Raw genomic sequence first — 16,285 nt, forward strand, 5'->3', positions numbered from 1 at the left:
TTTCAGATTAATTGCATGGCCCAGGCAAGACCCGATCCGCACAGTGCCGCCTCCGGTCCTGCGGATGCAGGTCCCCCCCAATGAGCTTCAAGGAGAAACACCCATGCGCATGATGCAGTTCACGCCGAAGTTTCCTTCCACGCTTGTCCGATCACGGCTGGCACTTGCACTCGCCGGGCTGATTCTCGTGCCCTCCATGGAGGCCGCGGCCGTTGATCTGAACAACGGCGCGTCCGCTACGGTCGTTCCGGGCCATGTCTGGGTCGGGCAGGACTTCACGCTCCGTGGCAATTCGCAGCTGAACGTCGACGGTACTCGAGTAGGCTCAGTAAATTCGCAGAATTCGACACTCACCCTCAGTAACGCATCCGCCGGCCTGGTCTCGTTGATGGATTCCGTCGGCGACATCCGAGGCAGCACGCTGGCCGGCCTGAACACCAGTGCATTTCTGTCCAACCCGACATCGGCGCGCACAGTCATCGCCATTTCAAACAGCCGCGTCGAAAGTCCTTTTACGGCTTCGCGCATTTCGGGTGGCGGAACCATCCGTGCCTCATCGACGGCCTTTGCTGGCGATGTGCACGGCGTCCTGATGCTGGCGGGCATTCTGGAATTACGCAGCGGCTCTTCTGTCGTCGGCGCGCAGGATGGCATCGACAGCAGACACAACGCCGGCGGCCAGCCCGCCATGGGCCCAGATGGGTGGTACGTACTTGTCGATGGCTCTTCGGTGGAAGGAACCGCTGGCGCAGCGCTCAGCGCGAATACCCAGGGCTCAGCTCCGCAGGTCAACCGCTTCATTGTGCAGAACGGCGCCACGCTGAAGGGTGGCAACGGCAACCTCCTGCAGGCCAATGCAGGTGCCCGGTTCGACTTTAGCGGCCGAACTTCCACGCTGGCCGGTAACTTCACCATCGCAGATACCGCCACCGGCACGCTGCGCTTCCTTGACGGTCTCGACCTCACCGGCCGCATCCTCGGCCCGGCCGACGTCATCGTCGACCAGGGCGGTCGCTGGACGCTGTCCGGCGACAGCAACACCGGCAACCTCACCCTGGGTGCAGGCAGCAATATCTTCCTCGGTGCTGCGGGTACGGCGGCCTATCCGCAGCTGACCGTCAACGGCAACTACGCCGGCAATGGCGGCACCCTGCACTTCAACACGGTACTGGCCGGCGACGACGCGGCAAGCTCGCGCATGCACGTGACCGGTGATACCAGCGGCACCACCCAGGTCACCGTCAACAACATTGCCGGCGCTGGTGCACAGACCGTCAACGGCATTCCGTTGATGCAGGTGGACGGTGCCAGCAATGGTCACCTCGCGCTGCAGGGCCGCGCCATCGGCGGCATGTACGAGTATTTCCTGCGCAAGGGCACTCCGGGCGCGACCAACGGCAACTGGTACCTGACCTCGGCCTACACCGGCAATCCGTGCGACATCAATCCGGCGCTGCCGGAGTGCCAGGGCACTGGTCCGGTGGATCCGGTCGATCCTGTTGACCCGGTCGATCCGGTGGACCCGGTCAATCCCGTCGATCCGGTCCCCGTACTGCGTCCGGAGCCGGGCGCGTACCTGGCCAACCAGGCCGCGGCCGTGCAGATGTTCCAGCTGCGCCGCCATGACCGCGGCTAGCCCGGCTTCGACCGCGCCCGCATCGGCACCTGGGTGCGCGCCGGGCGTGACCAGCTGCAGGCGAACGTGGCCGGCCAGGTTGACGCCCGTACCCACATCAACACCCTGCAGCTGGGCAGCGATGTCTGGCGTTGGGGCGATGGCCGTGGCCAGGTCGGCGTGATGCTGGGCACCGGCGAGGCGACCACGCAGGCGGTGTCGACGCTGAGCGGCTATGGCACGCGCGGCAAGGTCAAGGGCAAGTCGGCCGGTGTCTACCTGGGCTGGGTGCAGGATGCACAGAGCAGTGCCGGCCTGTATGTGGACGGCTGGCTGCAGGCGGCGCGCTTCGACAACGAGGTGCAGGGCGAAGGCATCGCCCGCGAGACCTACGATTCCAGGACCCGCAGTGCGTCGCTGGAAGCCGGATATGCCTGGGCCATCCGCAGCAGTGAGGCCAGCACGCTGTACCTGCAGCCGCAGGCGCAGCTGACCTGGACCGACTACGACGGTGACAGCCTGGTCGAAAACAATGGCACCACGGTCGAGGATGGTCGCGGCGGCGGCCTCAACAGCCGCCTCGGCGTTCGCCTGTTTGGCCAGGGCACGCTGCAGGGCAACCGCGTGCAGCCGTTCCTGGCGGCGAACTGGCTGCGTGGCCAGCGCGATGAGGCCATGCGCTTCAACAGTGAGTCGTTGAGCGCGAAGACGCCGGAGAACCGCTACGAAGTGCAGGCCGGTGCCCAGCTGCAGCTGGGCCAGCGCTGGAGCGCATGGGGTGACCTGCGTGTGCAGCGTGGCGACAGCGGCTATCGCAACCACGGTGCCCAGGTCGGCCTGCGCGCCGCCTGGTAAGCCCCTCGCCGCCCTGGGGCCAGACCGGGGCGGCGTTCCTCGATTTCGATCGCACCCTGCCGGGCATGACATCCGGCAGGGTTCTGGCGCTTAATTGTAATGTTATAACGCCGTCGTCCGCGATGTTCTGACCCTGCTTTCGGCTTCGTGATTGCACGGACTTATTTATATAGCCGTTGCTATATCTATGACCCTCTGCTTTTATATGCGTCAGCCAGGTCGCCCTCGCCGCCTTTCCTCTCCCAAGGACGACGCCTTCATGCCCGTTTCCAGACCCCTTTCCCGCCGGCTGCCTCTGGCTGCCGCCATCGCCCTGACCCTGCCGCTGCCTGCGCTGGCAGCCACACCGAAGCCGACCGAGCTGGACCGTGTGCAGGTCAAGGTCAGCACTGCCACCCGCAGCGAACGCCTGCTGTCCGATGTCCCGATCCGCACCGAAGTGCTGCGCAAGGAAGACATCGCGCTGCGCGCGGCCACTGACTTCTCGCGTGCCGCAGAGCTGATCAACGGCCTGCGCGTGGAAAGCAACTGCCAGAACTGCAACACCAGCGAGGTACAGCTGCTGGGCCTGCCCGGCGCCTACAACCAGCTGTTGTTCGATGGCATCCCGCTGCTGTCCACGCTGGGCAGCGTGTACGGCCTGGAACAGATTCCGGCCGGGTTCGTCGACCGCATCGAAGTGGTCAAGGGCGGCGGCTCGGCGCTGTACGGCCCGGGCGCGGTGGCCGGTGTGATCAACCTGATCCCGCCACTGCCGGCGCGCAGCGGCGGCCATGTGCAGGCCGGCGTGGATGTGCTGAAAGGCACGCCGCAGAAGAACGCCGATGTGCGCCTCGACCTGGTGGCCAAGGATGCCGACGCCGGGCTGTCGGTGATTGCCCAGCGCAACTGGAACAGCGGCATCGACTACAACGGTGACGGCTATACCGAGATCACCCGCAAGAACCTCAAGGTCGGCGGGCTGCAGGCCTGGTATGCGCCCACGCCGGGCACGCGGCTGCGCCTGGACCTGCAGGTGACCGATGAAACCCGCCGCGGCGGCAACCGCCTGGACCAGCCCGAATACCTGGCCAACATCGCCGAATCGCTGGATACGAAGTACCGCCGAGGCAGCGTGTCGTGGGATCAGGAGATCAATGCCGACCTCGATTTCCGCCTGGCCTATGCCTTCGCCGACATCGACCGTGACAGCTTCTATGGCGGCCTGGGCGATGTGGTCACCGATCCGTCTGCGCCTGGCTATGACCCGTCGCAGCTGGATCCGAACGTAGCCGGCAGCGCCGCCTCACGCTCATGGCGCCAGTACGGCCGCACCCACAACCCGCTGCACTACATCGACAGTCAGTTGAACTGGCGGTTGGGTGCGCACGCGCTGGCCTTCGGCGTGCAGTACAAGCACGAGTCACTGCGCGACGACAACCGCACCGGTGACGGGCAGCGCCTGGCAGTGCTGGAGGATGCCACTTTCCACAACCTGGGCGCCTTCATCCAGGACGAGTGGAGCCTGCGCGACAACGTCGACCTGGTGCTGGGTGCGCGCGTGGACAAGAGCTCGGAGCTGGACAGCGCGGTGTTCTCGCCGCGCATCGCGCTGGCCTGGCAGGCCACGCCCAACCTGAAGTGGCGGGCAGGCGTTGCCACTGGCTTCCGTGCACCGGAAATCTTCGTCGAGGATGTGCATGTCGATACGCTGGGTGGCGAACAGGTGCGCGTGCGCAACACCGACGGCCTGAAGGAAGAGCGCGCGTTGACCACCCTGTTCGGCTTCGACTGGCGATCTGACCCGGCCAATCCGGTGTGGAGCTGGGATGCCACCGCCTCGTATGCGCGCATCCGCGACACCTTCGCACTGGGCGAGATCCAGCGCGGCGATGACGGACAGCTCAGTCAGCTGCGCTACAACGCGTCCGGTTCCAACGTGCTGGGGGCGGAAACCAACCTGGGCTGGCAGCCGTCGCCACAGTGGCGCCTGACCGCGGGTGCCTCGTGGTACCGCTCGCGCTTCCGCGAACCGCAGCGCATCTTCGACGACACCGGCGACGGCGGCGACACCGTGATCGAAAGCCGGGACTACCTGAAGACCCCACGCTGGACCGGCCTGGCCCAGCTCAGCTGGATGCCGGCCGAGCCGTGGGAGACCTTCGTCGCGCTGCGCCACACCGGGCCGATGTCGGTGCTGAACAACCGGCTGGGCGAACTGCACCGCACGCGTTCATTCCTGGTGACCGATCTGGGTGCGCGCTGGCACCGTCACCTGGGCGCGCAGGCGCAGCAGGAAGTGTCGGTGGCCGCAGGCGTCAAGAACGTGTTCGACCAGCGCCAGAAGGATCTGGAGGTGGGTGCGTTGCGTGACAGCGACTATGTCTATGGGCCGCGCTTCGCGCGCTCGTGGTACGTCAACCTGCGCTATGCGTTCTAAGCCGCTACGAGCGTTGTTGCTGGCCTGTGCCGTGCTGCTGGCCGCACCGGCGATGGCTGCGGACCTCCACGCGCAGGTCTCGGCCTCGCTGGTGCGGCCGGATCAGCGCTCGCTGCGGCCGATGCAGTGGTCATCGCCACCGAAGCTGGTGGCGTTGTACTTCGGCGCCGACTGGTGCGCGCCCTGCCATGCCTTCGTACCCACACTGCGCAGCGTGCGTGACGCATTGCGCGAGGCCGGCGCCGATACCGAAGTGGTGTACGTCAGCCTGGATGAGAGCGAGGCCGCGCTGCGCCGCTACATGCATGCGCAGGAGATGCCGTGGCCGGTGCTGGACCCGCGCCGCGCCGCGCGCATGCCGGCACTGCAGGCGTTGGCTGGGCTGGCACCGCCGAATCTGGTGCTGATCGATGCTGACGGCAAGGTGCTGGCCAATGGTTGGCAAGGCCGGCGTTACGAAGGCCTGCAGCCCGTGTTGAAGGAATGGACGAAGCAGGCGTGTGCGCAGCAGCAGGCCCATTGCCCCAACGCCGGCATCCAATCGCGGTAACGCCGGGCCATGCCCGGCGAATTGCTTGACGCAGCCTTACGGCCGCCGGGCATGGCCCGGCGCTACCGTTACGGCGCCTCGCCCTCAGCCTTGCGCACGAACGCTTCGAACAGCGCCAGCGTCTGCTCGCTTACATGGTGCTCGATACCCTCGGCATCGCGCCGCGCGGTATCCGGGTCCACGCCCAGCGCCAGCAGGAAACGCTCCACGGTCTGATGGCGCTGGCGGCTGGCATGCGCCAGCGCCTCGCCTTCCGGGGTCAGGAACACGCCGCGGTACGGCCGCTGCACCACCCAGCCATCACGGGCCAGCCGCCGCAGCATCTTCGCCACGGTGGGCTGGGCTACGCCCAGCCGGGTGGCGATGTCGACCTGGCGGGCCTCGCCGCCGTCGGCCAGCAGGTCCGAGATCAGCTCGACATAGTCCTCCACCAGCTCCATCCGGTGCGCCTCGCGCACTTGCCGGAAGCTCTCGACCTGGCGCTCGGCCTCGATCAAGGGGGTGCTTTTCAGCGATGTCGAATCGTCGGTCTTGCCCACGCCTGCGCCTGTCCTTCCGGTTGTTCCGGTGTTGAACCTGAATTCTGGACCAGTAACGCGATAAAGACGATTGTTTCACATTGCTAATGACTATAGCAGGAGCTATATTCGGAGCCATGAACACCCTGGCACCCCGCGACCCTTCGGCCTCCACTGCGGCCAGCCTGGGTGCGCTCAACGCCTCGGTGGCGGTGCCCGACAAGGGCCATTGGTGGTTCCGCCTGCTGGCCTTTCTCGGCCCGGGCTACATGATCTCGGTCGGCTACATGGACCCGGGCAACTGGGCCACCGACCTCGCCGGCGGTTCGCGCTTCGGCTACCTGCTGCTGTCGGTCATCCTCATTTCCAACCTGATGGCGGTGATCCTGCAGGCGCTGTCGGCGCGGCTCGGCATCGCCACCGGCATGGACCTGGCCCAGGCCTGCCGCGCGCGTTACCCCAAGCCGGTGAACCTGGCGCTGTGGGCGCTGTGCGAGGCGGCGATCATCGCCTGCGACCTGGCCGAAGTGATCGGCACCGCGATCGCGCTGAAGCTGCTGTTCGACCTGCCGTTGCTGTGGGGCGCGGTGATCACCGCCCTGGACACGCTGCTGGTGCTGCTGCTGATGAACCGCGGTTTCCGTGCGCTGGAAGCCTTCGTGATCGCATTGCTGATGGTGATCTTCGCCTGCTTCATGGTGCAGATCGCGCTGGCCGCACCGCCGGTGATGGAAGTGCTGGGCGGTTTCATTCCGCGCGCGCAGGTGGTAACTGATCCGCACGCGCTGTACATCGCCATCGGCATCATTGGTGCCACGGTGATGCCGCACAATCTCTATCTGCACTCGTCCATCGTGCAGACCCGTGCCTACCCGCGCACCGATGAAGGCCGACGCAGCGCGCTGCGCTGGGCAGTGACCGACAGCACCCTTGCACTGACCCTGGCACTGTTCATCAACGCCAGCATCCTGATCCTGGCGGCGGCGGTGTTCCATGCCAATGGCCGATTTGATGTGGAAGACATCGAGCAGGCGCACCAGCTGCTGGCGCCCATGCTGGGCGTGGGCGCCGCTGCGACGCTGTTTGCAATTGCGCTGCTGGCCTCGGGCCTGAATTCAACGGTGACCGCCACGCTGGCCGGCCAGATCGTGATGGAAGGCTTCCTGCACCTGCGTCTGCCGCCGTGGCTGCGGCGGCTGATCACGCGGGCGCTGGCGATCATTCCGGTGGTGGTGGTGATCATGCTGTTCGGCGACCAGGGCGCGGTAAAGCTGCTGGTGCTGAGCCAGGTGGTGCTGTCGATGCAGCTGCCGTTCGCGATCATCCCGCTGGTGCGGATCGTGACCGACAAAGTGACGATGGGCGCGCTGGTGGCCCCGCGCTGGCTGGGCAGCATCGCCTGGGTGATCGCACTGGTGATCGTGGCGTTGAACGTGAAGCTGCTGGTGGATACCTTCAGCGGCCAGTAGATCCACGCCATGCGTGGATGCCTTTGTAGAGTCGAGCCATGCTCGACTCATTCCATCACCGCGCGAACAGCAGTCGAGCATGGCTCGACTCTACAGAAAGCAAATCCCGCCAGCAGATCCACGCCACGCGTGTATGCCTTTGTAGAGTCGAGCCATGCTCGACTCATTCCATCACCGCGCGAACAGCAGTCGAGCATCGCTCGACTCTACAGATACAGCGCAATGGCGGCTTCAATCTGCTGCGGCGACTGGAACCCGGCCAGGCGGGTGCGTTCGTCGCCGTCACGGAACAGGGACAGCGTCGGCGTCTGCCGCAACCCCAGTCCCCTGAAGAACGCTTCACCCAGCACTTCCAGCTGCACGCGCAGCAGGGTGATGCCCTGCCCTGCACTGCTGGTCGCCACGCGGTGCAGCGACATCTCCAGCATCCGGCACCCTGGGCACTGGTCCTTGTGGAAATCCACCAGCACCCTCGGATGTTCGGCCAGCAGCTGCTGGAACTGCTCAGGCGTGGTGGCGTCGATGATCTGCATCGGTGTTGCTCCAGTAATGGGCCAGGACCGCGTCGGTCCAGGCCTCGATGGCCGCGGAATGGCAAACGCCATGCGGCATCTGTTCGATCTCCAGCGGCGGGTAGTCGCTGCGGAAGTAGCGGATCAGCCGGTGCACGGCGCCGCAGTAGTACTCCTGTCCCCACTGCGTCTCGCCGGTACCGAACACCGCCAGCTGCCGTGGCCGCTCGCCGCGCTCGGCGATGCCGGCCACCCAGGCTTTCATCTCCGACGGCGTGCGGCCGGCGTTGTCGGTCCAGCAGCCCAGCAACACCAGGTCGGCCTCATCGACGGCCAGAGGCGGTGCCTGGCGCAGGTCGTCGGCCTCCTGCCAGTGCACCGCATGGCCCGCTGCGCGGCAACGCTCCGCAATCAGCCGAGCGAGCTCGCGGGTGTTGCCACTCAACGAGGCCACCACCAGCAGGATGCTCAGCGCTTCGCTGGGCTCAGAGGTCGTCGAAGCCGTTGTCGACGTTGGTCTTCTTGTAACTTGCATTGCGCATCTCGAAGAAGTCGGTCTTGGTTTCGGTGAAGTTGTCGGCGTAGGCCTTGATCCACGGCATCACGTTGTCGGTGGTGTCGCTGTACAGGCGCTCGATGCCGAGCATGCCGGCCATCTTGTTGGCGCGGTACTTCACGTAGCGCACCATCTCGTCCACGTCGATGCCATCGATACCGTCCAGCACCTCCGACGACCACTGCGTCTCCAGCTCGATGGCGTGTTCGAACGATTGGTGCACGTAGGCGGTCAGCTCGTTGGTCTGCAGCTCAGGGTTCTCACCGATGATGGCGCGGACCAACTCGCTGATGAACTTGGTATGCGCCAGCTCGTCACGGTTGATGAAGCTGATGATCTTGCCCGTACCGTTCATGCGGTTCTGCCGCACCATGTTGTAGAAGTAGGCGAAACCGGAATAGAAGTTGATGCCTTCCAGGATCGAGGACTGGATCAACGACTTCAACAGGGTCTCGGCGGTCTTCTCGCGCATGAAGTCGTCGTATGCACCCATGATCGGTGCGTTGCGCTTGATGATGGTCGGGTGGGTCCGGGCGATCTCGAAAATGCGGTTCTGGTTCGGCAGGTCGGTGATCGACGCCAGCACGTAGCTGTAGCTTTCGTTGTGGATCACTTCCTGCTGGCCGATGATCGCGGCGTTGGCATGCGCGGCCGGGTCGGTGATGTACTCGGCCACGTTGTAGATGAAGCGCGTCTGCGGTGAATCCAGCGTGGCGAGCAGGCCGATGATCGAGTCGTAGGCGTTCTTTTCGCGTGCGTTGAGCTCGCCGTACTGGCGGGCATCGAGCTTCATGTCGACCTCGTCGGGAATCCAGAAGTTGGTCGACAGCTCCTTGTAGGCCCGATAGAACGACGGGTACGGAATGTCGTTCCAGTTGAGGATGCCGCTGGTGCGGCCGTTGATGATGCCGGTGCTGCGGTTGGGATGGCGCGGTTCGAGGATCTTGATGCGGTCGAGGGGGGTTGCCATGGGTTTCTGCCTTCGTTCTCTTTCTATCGTGTTGCCGGCCAGCGGCCGGCACTACCATGGATCGCGGGGTTGCCGGCCAGCGGCCGGCACTACCGTAGATCGCGGGGTTGCCGGCCAGCGGCCGGCACTACCGTGGGTCGCCGGCGGTCAGCTGGAGCACCACTCGCATTCGCTGATGTCTATGTCGTTGGAGCGCACGTAGTAGGTGGTCTTCAGGCCTTCGCGCCAGGCACTCAGGTGCAGCTCCAGCAGCGTGCTGGCGCGGATGGTGCTTGGCACGTACAGGTTGAAGCTGATCGACTGGTCGACGTGGCGCTGGCGGCGTGCGTTCTGGCGCACGCTGGCGAACTGGTCGACCTTGTAGGCGCCCTTCTCGTAGTACGGCCAGGTTTCCAGCGACAGGCCCGGCACGGCCACCGGCCGCCGGAAATCCTTCTTTTCCTCGTAGTAGAACGCGCTGTAGATCGGGTCGATGGAGGCGGTGGAACCCGCGATCTGTGCCGTACTCATGTTCGGCGCCACCGCCAACAGCCAGCCGTTGCGCAGGCCGTGCGTGGCGACCTCGCGGGCCAGGCTGTTCCAGGCCGCGCCGTTGTAGTCGCGGTCACTGAAGTAGCGTCCGTTGTGCCAATCGCTGCCGGTGAACATCGGGTAGCTGCCTTTCTCCTTCGCCAGCTGCGCGCTGGCCTGGATGGTCAGGAAGTTGATGCGCTCGTAGAGGCGGTCGGCCAGCTCTTCGGCATCCGGCGATTCCCACTGGATCGCCTGCTGCGCCAGCAGGTGGTGCCAGCCGAACGTGCCCAGGCCGATGGCACGGTACTTGCGGTTGGTGATCGTGGCCTGCGGCACCGGCAATGCGTTGAGGTCGATCACGTTGTCGAGCATGCGCACCTGGATCGGGATCAGGCGCTCCAGCACGTCGGTGGCCAGCAGGTCATCCGGCGCACTGATCGCACGTCCCAGGTTGATCGAGGACAGGTTGCAGACCACGAAGTCACCGGCCCGGCGTGTGGTGACGATCTGGTCGCCGCTGACGATCTCCTGGATCATCCGCGTCGGGCTCATGTTCTGCAGGATCTCGGTGCACAGGTTGCTGGAATAGATCATGCCCGCGTGCTTGTTCGGGTTCCGGCGGTTGACCTCGTCGCGGTAGAACAGGAACGGGTTGCCGGTCTCCAGCTGGCTGAGCATGATCCGCTTGAACAGATCGATGGCCTTCACCGTGCGGCGGCTGATGCGCTCATCGGCCACCAGCTCGGCGTAGCGGTCGCGGAAGCTGCCAGAACCACGCTTCTCGTCGTAGAAGTCCTGCAGGTACCAGCCCTTGGCCTGCTTCACCTCGTGCGGATCGAACAGGTACCAGTCGGCGCGACGTTCGACCGCTTCCATGAACAGGTCGGGCACGCACACCGAGGTGAACACATCGTGCGCGCGCAGGCGCTGGTCCCCATTGTTGAGGCGCAGGTCCATGAAGGCTTCGATGTCGCGGTGCCAGATGTCCAGGTACACCGCCACCGCACCCTTACGCTGGCCGAGCTGATCAACAGACACCGCAGTGTTGTTGAGCTGCTTGATCCACGGCACCACGCCGCCGGAGGAATTGGCCACGCCACGGATCGGCGCGCCGCTGCTGCGCACATAGCCCAGATAGGCTCCAACACCACCGCCGTGCTTGGACACACGGGCGATATCGGTGTTGGAGTCATAGATGCCCTGCAGGCTGTCGTCCACCGTGTCGATGAAGCAGCTCGACAACTGCCCGCCCACCTTGCCGGCATTGGCCAGGGTCGGTGTGGCCACCGTCATGTACAGGTTGGACAGCGCCCAGTACGCCTCTCCGACCAGCTGCATGCGCCGCTCGCGCGGCTTTTCCTCCTGCATCAGGTACAGCGCGATGGTCAGCCAGCGCTCCTGCGGCAGTTCGTAGACCTCACGGCTGCGGTCGCTGGCCAGGTAGCGCGTGGCCAGCAGGTACAGGCCGTTGTACGCGAACAGGCGATCGCGTTCCGGATCGATCATCTCGCCGGCCTGCTGCAATTCTTCCTTCGAGTAGCAGCGCAGGATGTCGTTGCTGTAGATGCCGCGATCGGCCAGGCTTTCCTGCAGGCCCACGTAGGAGCCGTACTTCAGGCCGACGTCGTAGAAGCGGTTGCGGCTGGCGCGCTTGTACAGGCGGCGCAGGTAGATGCGCGCGGCAAACTGTTCCCACTCCGGCGCGACCAGGTCCACGCGCGATTCGGCCTCGCGGATCAGCAGATCGACCAGGTCATCGGCGCTGATGCTCGGTTTGCGTTCGACCATCGACTGCACTACACGGCGGTAGTCGCTCACATCCAGCTGCGGGAACTCGGCATGCACGGCGTCGATGCTGCGCTGCAGGCGCTCGGCCTCGAACGGCAGGCGACGGTTGCCGGCCTCCTTGGTGATCCAGGTCGGCACGCGCTCGCCACCGGCGCGCAAGGCGTCGCCAGCGCCGGCCAGATCGGCCACGCGGAAGGTACTGTCGGTCATGGTGGTGAAACTCCAGGCTCGCACGCGCGTCGGCGGTCGATGCCATGGCGGCCCTGCACGCGATACCGGCGCACGGGGCGGTCGGGGTGGGATGCCAAAGCGCGGGAACACCAGATCGTCGGCAACAGCCTGCGCCTGCGGCCGGTATCCGGGCCGTGGGGGCGATCTGGGTCCGCACGATGGCGGCCGCGTCGACACGGCAAGCCTTCAGGGGCGGGCCGCGGGACGTTTGCTGCATGTCCGGCGGCGGCGGCTGACCGGGAGTGACGGCCACAACATAGTGGGGATACTCGGAGCCGTCAACACAAGATGCGGTAATCAGCACATGTCGCGACGATCAGTCGCAGGATGCCGTGTTGCACCGGCGGCGCCTTGTCGACATCCCCTGCGTCCCCAGTTCGGTACAACATCAACTTTCCCCGGAACACCGCCCATGCGCGCTGCCCAGTACCCCTCCTTCGGCGACCCGGCCGACGTCCTCGCCATTGCCGATGCCGCCCTGCCCGAGCCCGGCCCCGGCGAAGTGCGCATCCGCACCGTGCTGGCCTCGATCCACAACCACGACCTGCTGACCGTGCGCGGCCTGTATGGCTACAAGCCAACGCTGCCGGCGATCGGGGGCAGTGAAGCACTGGGCGTGGTCGATGCACTCGGCGACGGCGTCGACGGCCTGCAGATCGGCCAGCGGGTTGCCGCCGCCTCGGTGCACGGCACCTGGGCCGAGGCCTTCATCGCCCCGGCACGCATGGTGATTCCAATGCCGGAGGCGATCCCCGACGAAATGGCCGCACAGCTGATCGCGATGCCGCTGAGCGCGCTGATGCTGCTGGAGTTCCTGCACGTCGAGACGGGCCAGTGGATCGTGCAGAACACTGCCAACGGCGCGGTGGGCAAATCGCTGGCGATGCTGGCGCGGGCGCGTGGCGTGCATGTGGCCAACCTGGTGCGCAATGCCGATGCGGTCGCACAGTTGAAAGCGCTGGGCATCGATCATGTGTTCGACACCTCGGTGGACGGCTGGAAGGATCGCGTGCGTGAGGCGACCGGCGAAGCGCAGGCCGCGGCCGCGGTGGATTCCATTGGCGGCGACGCCAGCGGCGATCTGGTCGACCTGCTTGGCCACCACGGCACCCTGGTGTCGTTCGGTGTGATGAGCGGCGAGCCGATGCGCATTCCCGCCGGCGGCCTGATCTACAAGGAAGCCACGGTGAAGGGCTTCTGGGGCAGCAAGGTCAGCCAGGCGATGGCGGTGGAGGACAAGCGCCGGCTGGTTGGCGAACTGCTGAAGCGCGCGGCGAGCGGCGAACTGACCCTGCCGGTGGAGCAGGTCTTCGCGCTGGACGACATCGCCCAGGCAGCAAAGGCCGGTGCGGGTTCGGGCCGCAACGGCAAGGTGCTGCTGCGGCCGTGATGGCCGGACAACCGGGGTCGGATCCCTTTCCGTTGGAACGGGATCTGACCCGCAGGAGGAGTGCGGACCAACGGTCCGCACCCACCGAAGGACAGATCGCGCCGCCGAGAGCGTCTACTTTCGTTAAGAACCTGTGATGTATAACTGAATGCGCTTTCGTCATTGGAAGGCGCACGTGGCTGCGTGCGGTACTGACGGCTCCTCCCCCGTTTGGCGTTGTCGCTTCCATGTACCGCACCACCCTGAACCTGCTTGCCGGCGCGATCGCGCTGGGCCTCACCGCCGGCGCTGCCGGCGCCGCTGAAACCGCCGATTCCGGCAAGGACAGCACCACCCTCGGCACTGTGCTGGTGACCGGCTCCAACATCAAGCGCAGCGATACCGCCGGGCCCAACCCGGTGCAGATCGTCAGCCGCGAACAGATCGAACAGACCGGTCGTTCCACCCTCACCGACGTGCTGCGCAACCTGTCGGCCAATGCCGGCAACAGCTTCGACGAGCAGTACACCGGCAGCTTCGCCGCCGGTTCTGCATCGATCGGCCTGCGTGGCCTGTCACCGAAGAACACGCTGGTGCTGGTCAACGGCTATCGGGTGTCCAACTTCGGCTTCGCGCTCAACACCCAGGACACCTTCGTTGACCTCAACGCGCTGCCGATCAGTGCGGTCGAGCGCATCGAAGTGCTGAAGGATGGCGCCTCGGCGGTGTACGGCTCCGACGCCATCGCCGGCGTCATCAACATCATCCTGCGCAAGAACTTCCAGGGCGTGGAAGTCGGCGGCGGCTTCGGTACCGCCACCCAGGGCGGCCTGAACGAACGCAAGGCCAACCTGCTGGCCGGCTTCGGTGATCTGGAACAGCAGGGCTGGAACGTGCTGTTCGGGCTGGATCTGCTCAAGCGCGACCGCCTCGATGGCGATGACCGTGCCTATACCCGCAGCGGCGATTTCCGCGACAAGCCCGGTGGTCGCCTGGCCGGGTGGTCCACTGCCGGTGGCAACTGGCTGAGCAACCCGCGTGCGCCGCAACCGTTCGCCAACTGCCCCGACGGCAGCCAGCTGCGCCCGTACAGCGACTTCGGCAGCACCCTGCCCGGCCAGGCCTGCGCCTTCAATGCGCAGCCGTTCAAGACCCTGCAGCCCGGCGCCGAGCGCCTGCAGGCGTCGCTGAGTGCGACCTACCGCTTCAATGACAGCGTCGAGGCCTTCGCCGATGTGCTGTACAGCCACAACAAGGCCGACCAGATCTTCAGCGCGCCACTGACCGTCGGGCCGGGCCTGCGTGCCTACAACCCGGCCACCGGCACCCTGATCGATGTGCCGGCGGTGCTGCCGGTCGGCCACCCGAACAACCCGGGCAGCACGCCGCTGCCGTTCGAGTACACCTTCTTCGATCTCGGCCCGCGCCTGAAGGACAACACCCAGGTGTTCTACCGTGCCCTGGCCGGCGTGCGCGGCAGTGGCGAGCGCTGGGACTGGGAAGTGGCAGCGCTGACCTCGCAGAGTGCACAGCGCGAGTACGTCGACAACTTCGTCAACCGCTACGCCTTCGAGCAGATCCTGCGCGATGGCAGCTACAACTTCCTCAACCCGTCCAGCACGCCGGGGGCGCTGGATGCACTGCGCCTGCAGACCAAGCGTCCGGGCTGGTACAAGCTGCACGCGTTGAACGTAAAGGCGTCGACCACGCTGTGGGAGCTGCCGGCCGGTGCAGTCGGCTTCGCCTGGGGCGCCGAGTTCCGCAAGGAATCATTGGATGCGCGCACCAGCGCACAGGTGCTGTCGGGTACCGAGCTGCGCCCGGCCATCAACGTGGTCAACGGCGAGCGCCAGGTCAGTGCCGCCTACGCAGAACTGAGCGTGCCGCTGCACCGCACGCTGGAACTGCAGCTGGCCGGTCGCGGCGACCGCTACGACGACTTCGGCAAGGCGTTCTCGCCGAAGGTGGCATTGCGCTGGCAGCCGCTGGACAGCCTGCTGCTGCGCGGCTCGTTCTCGCGCGGCTTCCGTGCACCGTCGCTGCCCGAAATCGCGCCGGGCCAGACCGTCAGCTACGGCTCGGTGATCGATCCGTTCGACCCACTGCAACCGGGCGGCAGCCGCGGCGTGACCAACATCCGCACCGGCAACCCTGACCTGAAGGCCGAGCGCTCGCGTAACTTCAACGTGGGTGCGGTGTGGTCGCCGGATGGCGATACCAGCATCGGCCTGGACTGGTACCGCATCGAACAGGACAACCTGGTCAAGCCTGACAGTGCGCAGTTCATCGTCGACAACCCGACCCTGTTCCCGGGCCGCGTACAACGCGAGAACGGACGCATCCAATTCATCACCAACCAGTACGCCAACCAGGGCGAACTGACCACCTCGGGGCTGGACCTGGACGCCAGCCGTACCTTCCGCACCGACGGTTGGGGCAACTTCACCGTCGCCGGCAGCTGGACCCACCTGCTCAGCTTCAAGCAGCCGCTGGTGGCCGGCCAGGCGCCCTATGACGGGGCCGGCAACAACCGCCACGGCGCACTGCCGCGCACCCGCGGCACCACCTCGCTGAACTGGGCGGTGGGCGACTGGAGCAGCACGCTGAGCCTGCAGTACGTGAGTGGCTACGACCAGCGTGTGGCGACGGTCACCAGCAACCCGGGGCTGCGTGACCGCATCAAGCCGTATCACCAGCTGGATCTTTACGTGGCCTACGAAGGTATTCCCAACACCACGCTGTCGCTGTCGGTGCTGAACCTGACCGACAAGGACCCGCCGTTCGACCCGGCCGGTGGCTCCAACGGTTTCGACATCAGCCAGTACAACCTGCGCGGGCAGTTCGTCTCGCTGGGGGCGCGCTACCGGTTCTGATGCGATATCGGGGCGGCGGTGATGCGCCGCCCCGTTCGCGTTGCCGG

Annotated in this window: 10 protein-coding genes and 1 pseudogene; 6 read left to right on the forward strand and 5 right to left on the reverse strand. The window is 65.8% G+C overall.

Translation table 11 applies throughout. From position 1 onward, the window contains the following. The first annotated feature begins 688 nt into the window (after positions 1-688). The 3 genes and pseudogenes from ACZK2R_RS12915 (at position 689) to ACZK2R_RS12925 (ending at position 5,439) form a co-directional block, all read left to right on the forward strand. A pseudogene (locus ACZK2R_RS12915) lies at positions 689-2,470 on the forward strand (autotransporter family protein). 259 nt (positions 2,471-2,729) lie between these two features. Continuing rightward, positions 2,730-4,889, forward strand: a complete 2,160-nt coding sequence (locus tag ACZK2R_RS12920; RefSeq protein WP_125894407.1) for a TonB-dependent receptor plug domain-containing protein — start codon at positions 2,730-2,732, stop codon at positions 4,887-4,889. Continuing rightward, positions 4,879-5,439, forward strand: coding sequence for a thioredoxin-like domain-containing protein (locus ACZK2R_RS12925; RefSeq protein WP_125894405.1), 561 nt, complete (start codon positions 4,879-4,881; stop codon positions 5,437-5,439). The genes ACZK2R_RS12920 and ACZK2R_RS12925 overlap by 11 nt, the downstream gene beginning before the upstream one ends. A 68-nt stretch (positions 5,440-5,507) precedes the next feature. On the opposite strand, the gene mntR is transcribed toward ACZK2R_RS12925, so the two are convergent. Next, the gene (mntR, locus tag ACZK2R_RS12930) at positions 5,508-5,978 is read right to left on the reverse strand and encodes a manganese-binding transcriptional regulator MntR (RefSeq protein WP_006372477.1); all 471 of its coding nucleotides are present in this window, start codon (positions 5,976-5,978) and stop codon (positions 5,508-5,510) included. Positions 5,979-6,094: 116 nt separating this feature from the next. Between mntR and ACZK2R_RS12935 the strand changes: the two genes are divergently transcribed. Next, a complete protein-coding gene (locus tag ACZK2R_RS12935; RefSeq protein ID WP_125894403.1) occupies positions 6,095-7,426 on the forward strand; it encodes an Nramp family divalent metal transporter in 1,332 nt (443 codons plus the stop codon). 206 nt (positions 7,427-7,632) lie between these two features. On the opposite strand, the gene ACZK2R_RS12940 is transcribed toward ACZK2R_RS12935, so the two are convergent. From ACZK2R_RS12940 to ACZK2R_RS12955, 4 genes are all read right to left on the reverse strand, one after another. Further along, a complete protein-coding gene (locus ACZK2R_RS12940; RefSeq protein ID WP_049461515.1) occupies positions 7,633-7,959 on the reverse strand; it encodes a thioredoxin family protein in 327 nt (108 codons plus the stop codon). Continuing rightward, positions 7,931-8,410 (reverse strand): flavodoxin, encoded by a 480-nt coding sequence (locus tag ACZK2R_RS12945; protein WP_180837663.1) that lies wholly within the window; start codon positions 8,408-8,410, stop codon positions 7,931-7,933. The genes ACZK2R_RS12940 and ACZK2R_RS12945 overlap by 29 nt, the downstream gene beginning before the upstream one ends. A gap of 13 nt (positions 8,411-8,423) precedes the next feature. Beyond that, positions 8,424-9,464, reverse strand: a complete 1,041-nt coding sequence (locus ACZK2R_RS12950; RefSeq protein WP_125894401.1) for a ribonucleotide-diphosphate reductase subunit beta — start codon at positions 9,462-9,464, stop codon at positions 8,424-8,426. 147 nt (positions 9,465-9,611) lie between these two features. Beyond that, on the reverse strand, positions 9,612-11,975 hold the full coding sequence (locus tag ACZK2R_RS12955) for a ribonucleoside-diphosphate reductase subunit alpha (protein ID WP_180837632.1): 2,364 nt from the start codon (positions 11,973-11,975) through the stop codon (positions 9,612-9,614). 433 nt (positions 11,976-12,408) lie between these two features. On the opposite strand from ACZK2R_RS12955, the gene ACZK2R_RS12960 reads away from it, so the two are divergent. Both ACZK2R_RS12960 and ACZK2R_RS12965 read left to right on the forward strand, forming a co-directional pair. Beyond that, positions 12,409-13,386: a zinc-binding dehydrogenase gene (locus ACZK2R_RS12960; protein WP_125894397.1), complete on the forward strand. Its 978-nt coding sequence runs from the start codon at positions 12,409-12,411 to the stop codon at positions 13,384-13,386. Between the two features lie 227 nt (positions 13,387-13,613). Next, positions 13,614-16,238, forward strand: a complete 2,625-nt coding sequence (locus ACZK2R_RS12965) for a TonB-dependent receptor (RefSeq protein WP_125894395.1) — start codon at positions 13,614-13,616, stop codon at positions 16,236-16,238. Positions 16,239-16,285: the final 47 nt, after the last annotated feature.

This window comes from Stenotrophomonas sp. 96582_Sma (genome assembly GCF_056480905.1).

Coding starts and splice junctions, on each gene's coding strand:
- ACZK2R_RS12960 (WP_125894397.1), top strand. CDS start 12,409: ATGCGCGCTGCCCAGTACCCCTCCTTCGGCGACCCGGCCGACGTCCTC.
- ACZK2R_RS12920 (WP_125894407.1), top strand. CDS start 2,730: ATGCCCGTTTCCAGACCCCTTTCCCGCCGGCTGCCTCTGGCTGCCGCC.
- ACZK2R_RS12925 (WP_125894405.1), top strand. CDS start 4,879: ATGCGTTCTAAGCCGCTACGAGCGTTGTTGCTGGCCTGTGCCGTGCTG.
- ACZK2R_RS12950 (WP_125894401.1), bottom strand. CDS start 9,464: ATGGCAACCCCCCTCGACCGCATCAAGATCCTCGAACCGCGCCATCCC.
- ACZK2R_RS12965 (WP_125894395.1), top strand. CDS start 13,614: ATGTACCGCACCACCCTGAACCTGCTTGCCGGCGCGATCGCGCTGGGC.
- ACZK2R_RS12935 (WP_125894403.1), top strand. CDS start 6,095: ATGAACACCCTGGCACCCCGCGACCCTTCGGCCTCCACTGCGGCCAGC.
- ACZK2R_RS12955 (WP_180837632.1), bottom strand. CDS start 11,975: ATGACCGACAGTACCTTCCGCGTGGCCGATCTGGCCGGCGCTGGCGAC.
- ACZK2R_RS12940 (WP_049461515.1), bottom strand. CDS start 7,959: ATGCAGATCATCGACGCCACCACGCCTGAGCAGTTCCAGCAGCTGCTG.